Source organism: Planktotalea sp., assembly GCF_039984035.1.
Taxonomy (GTDB): domain Bacteria; phylum Pseudomonadota; class Alphaproteobacteria; order Rhodobacterales; family Rhodobacteraceae; genus Planktotalea.
This window is the reverse complement of the sequence record NZ_JBDWVM010000220.1, coordinates 1-3,396: the sequence shown is the minus strand read 5'-3', so window position 1 is coordinate 3,396 and position 3,396 is coordinate 1. Positions and strand designations below refer to the sequence as shown.

The 3,396-nt window shown below is 53.4% G+C and carries 3 protein-coding genes; 2 read left to right on the top strand and 1 reads right to left on the bottom strand.

From position 1 onward, the window contains the following. Positions 1-551: GntR family transcriptional regulator (locus ABJQ89_RS10070; protein ID WP_348496112.1), on the top strand; the 551-nt coding region annotated here is incomplete at its 5' end. 39 nt (positions 552-590) lie between these two features. Continuing rightward, entirely contained in the window at positions 591-902 is a 312-nt protein-coding gene (locus ABJQ89_RS10065) for a cupin domain-containing protein (protein WP_348405941.1), read from the top strand. Between the two features lie 225 nt (positions 903-1,127). On the opposite strand, the gene ABJQ89_RS10060 is transcribed toward ABJQ89_RS10065, so the two are convergent. After that, on the bottom strand, positions 1,128-3,396 hold a 2,269-nt coding region (locus ABJQ89_RS10060; protein WP_348496111.1), incomplete at its 5' end, for an EAL domain-containing protein.

Genomic DNA, 3,396 nt, shown 5'->3' with positions numbered 1-3,396 from the left:
GTTTTGGGGTGTCGCGACAACCGGTGCGAGATGCGTTCAATCGATTGGAAGGCCTCGACCTGCTGCTGATCCGCCCGCAAAAAGCGACCACAGTACGTGGATTTTCGATGGAACTTATCAACCACGCGCGCTTCGTCCGTCTTGCGGTTGAAATCGAGGTGGTGCGCAGTGCCTGTTTGATCTGGGACGACGCCCGCGAAAAAAAGCTGCGGCAAAATTTAGACAAACAGCATGAGATCATCGAAAAGGGCCAACCGGACAAATTCCACGCGTTAGACTACCAGTTTCATAAATTGATTTGCGAACTGGGGGGCTATCCGTTGGCGTTCACGACCATTGAGGAATGCAAACAGCGGATTGATCGGTTGTGCATGCTAAGTTTGGGCCGCGCGAGCGCGGCGGCCACATTGGTTAAAGACCACCAAGAGCTGGCAGACGCGCTGAAGGCCAAAGACATCGAGCGCGCCACCGCAGGTGCACGCCGCCATCTTGCACGGCTGGACGATACCATCGGTGAAATCTACAAGACCCACGCAACCTATTTCGACTGACCATCTGTGTCAGATATCTTGCCTATAAAGGAGCTACCTGTGAGCCGCGAATTTCCATGTATCACCACCGATCCCGGTGTTACCCGTCAAGTTTTGTCCGATCATGCTGATCTGATGATGGTGTCTTTTTGTTTTGAAGACGGAGCAGAAGGGAAGCTGCATGATCACCCACATGTGCAATCTAGCTATGTGAAATCGGGGCGTTTTACGTTTTCTATTGACGGAAAAGAGACCGAGATTGCGGCAGGTGACAGCGTTGTCATCCCGTCGGGCGCGCGGCACGGATGCGTGTGTATTGAGGCCGGCGAACTGATTGATTGTTTCACACCGCGCCGAGATGATTTCCTGTAGTCGCAACGCGGCCACTGTCCTGGCCGGGTGCTTGGCACGCGGCTAGGGTTGTATGTGGATCGGAGTAGGGTTCGATGCTTTTCTCCGGTATACCGCGTGACAGTTTTGGGCTGGCGATGGGCATGAACCATGCAACCTGCCTTGATCGATTGGAATGATGGGGGCAGGCGCATAGTCGCACTCGCCACAAAACGGCAGGCCCCGGGTCGGAAATGTCCAAGAGGATTAGGAAGCGTGCCCTGCGACTCCATGATTTTGTTGTGAGACGAAGGACTTGAGATCTTCAAAATCCATGGGTCGTGCAAAATAGAACCCTTGCAACGTGTCGCAGCCTAGGTCTGCCATGATCGCTGCGTGTTCGGCGGTTTCTACACCTTCTGCGGTCACAGAAATTCCGAGCGCCTTTCCCATCTCAATCATGTTTCGAATCAAGGCGCGGGCGGTGGGGTCGTTGTCTACCGGTTGAACCAGCATGCGGTCGAGCTTCATAACATGGGGGTGTAGATGTTTCAGGCCAATGACAGATGCATGGCCCGACCCAAAATCATCTACCTCGATCTGAAATCCTTTCTGCCTTAGATTGTTGATCCGGTTCACAAAGTTATGATCTTGTTCTTCGACGAGCACACTTTCTAGGACCTCTAATGCAACACGCGTTTCACCCAAATCGTACCCGAGCATGATGTCTTCTATCCGCGTGTTGACGATTTGATGGGTGTCCATGTTGAAAGCAATTTTGGGTATGAACAAACCTAACGAATTCAGTATCTGCACTTTTTCGATGCCGTAGCGAAAGATCTGCCGGTCGATCTCAGGTGTGAGGCGAAGTTGATTGGAAACAGGCAAAAATTGCGCCGGTGACAATAGGCCACGGGTCGAATGATGCCACCTTGCCAGCGCTTCAATGCCGACCATGTCTTGGGTTTGCGCATCAAACTGCGGTTGGAAAAATGGCTGAAATTCACCATTCGCCAATCCGTATTCGATTTCGGCAGAGAGCATCCGTTTTTCGTTGACGATGCTGTGCAGCTGAGGCGTGTAGACGGTTGTCGTGTTGCGTCCCAGATCTTTGGCTGTGTAAAGCGCCGAATCCGCGCTTTTCAAAAGATCGCAGTTCTGGATCAATCCACCGATCGCGGATGCGACGCCGAAACTCGCCCCAATCCGGCAAATTTTACCTTCGAAGATCATTTCTTCGCGGATTTTGACCAATAGTCGTTTGGTAAGTTCGGCGGCATCGCCGGTTCCTGAGCCTGCGGCCATAAGGATCACGAATTCATCCCCGCCAACCCGTACGGCGACGTCATTTGTGCCGATCCCGTCTTTTAGAATTTTGCCAACTTGCTGCAAAACGAAATCACCAGCGCTGTGCCCAAGGGTGTCGTTCACGTTTTTGAAATGGTCGAGATCAATGCGTACGAGTGTGCGTGGCAAATCTGTGTTTGTCACACTCGTGTCGAATATATTGTCAAGGAAACGGCGGTTTGGCAGGTTGGTCAACGGATCGCGCAACGATTGCTCTTCTGTGGCGGCGGTTGCCTCTGCCACCTTGGCCTGTGCGTCCTTGGTCGCGGTGATATCTGTTGAAATACTGGCAAAACGACGCCCTGTTTTGACAGATGCGGCTAGGGGCGAAATCCCGATGTTGACCCAATATGCCGTCCCGTCTTTTCGATAGTTCAGGATTTCTGTCTGAACCTGGCGTTCGTCTTCGATTGCCTTGCGGATCTCCCGTCGTGTTTTTAACGCGGTATGTGGCCCATACAGCAGTTCACTGGGGCGCCTGCCGATCGCCTCGTCTTGGGTGTAACCGCTCAATTGGGTGAAGGCGCTGTTGGTCCATAAAATACGTTCGTATTCATCCATGACCATAATGCTCTCACGCGCCAATTGCGCGATCTGGGCCAGTTCAGTCAGCTCGTCTTGTTGCGTCGAAAGCGCCGCGCGGGATTTCTCCAACTCTTGATGTGGCCGCACGATGGCGCGCATGCCAGACGCGGCCATCACGCTAAAGGGTAGAACAAGAGCCAGCATCGCCACAGCGATACCCGTCAATACGAGCCTGCGCCCAACGGATTGCAATACTTCGGCATCAGTGTCGACGATCAGGTGAAAATCCGCCCCAGGCATTTCGGTCGAAACGGCAGTGCCGGCCCCATTGTGCCATTCTTCCCAATACTCGCGTTGGAAGGTGGTTGCGATGATCGTGGGAGGGGCCTCTTTTCCAGCACTTAGGACATGCGATAAATCCAGCGTGCGTTCGAATGCCAACATACCTTCGAGCCCCCCTGTTGAAACGATAGGGATGGTAACAAGAAAATACGCCTCATGTTTCCCGTCGGCGGGCCGGTAGGAGATTCGCGGTTCGATTGGGGCGCGACGCTCGATCATGTCGGTCATGCCTTCGAGCGCCTCAACGGGAAAAAACGGAGAGGTCGGGTTCTGAGTACCTACGCGAAGGATGACGCGCCCACTGTGGTTTATCAGCCTGACA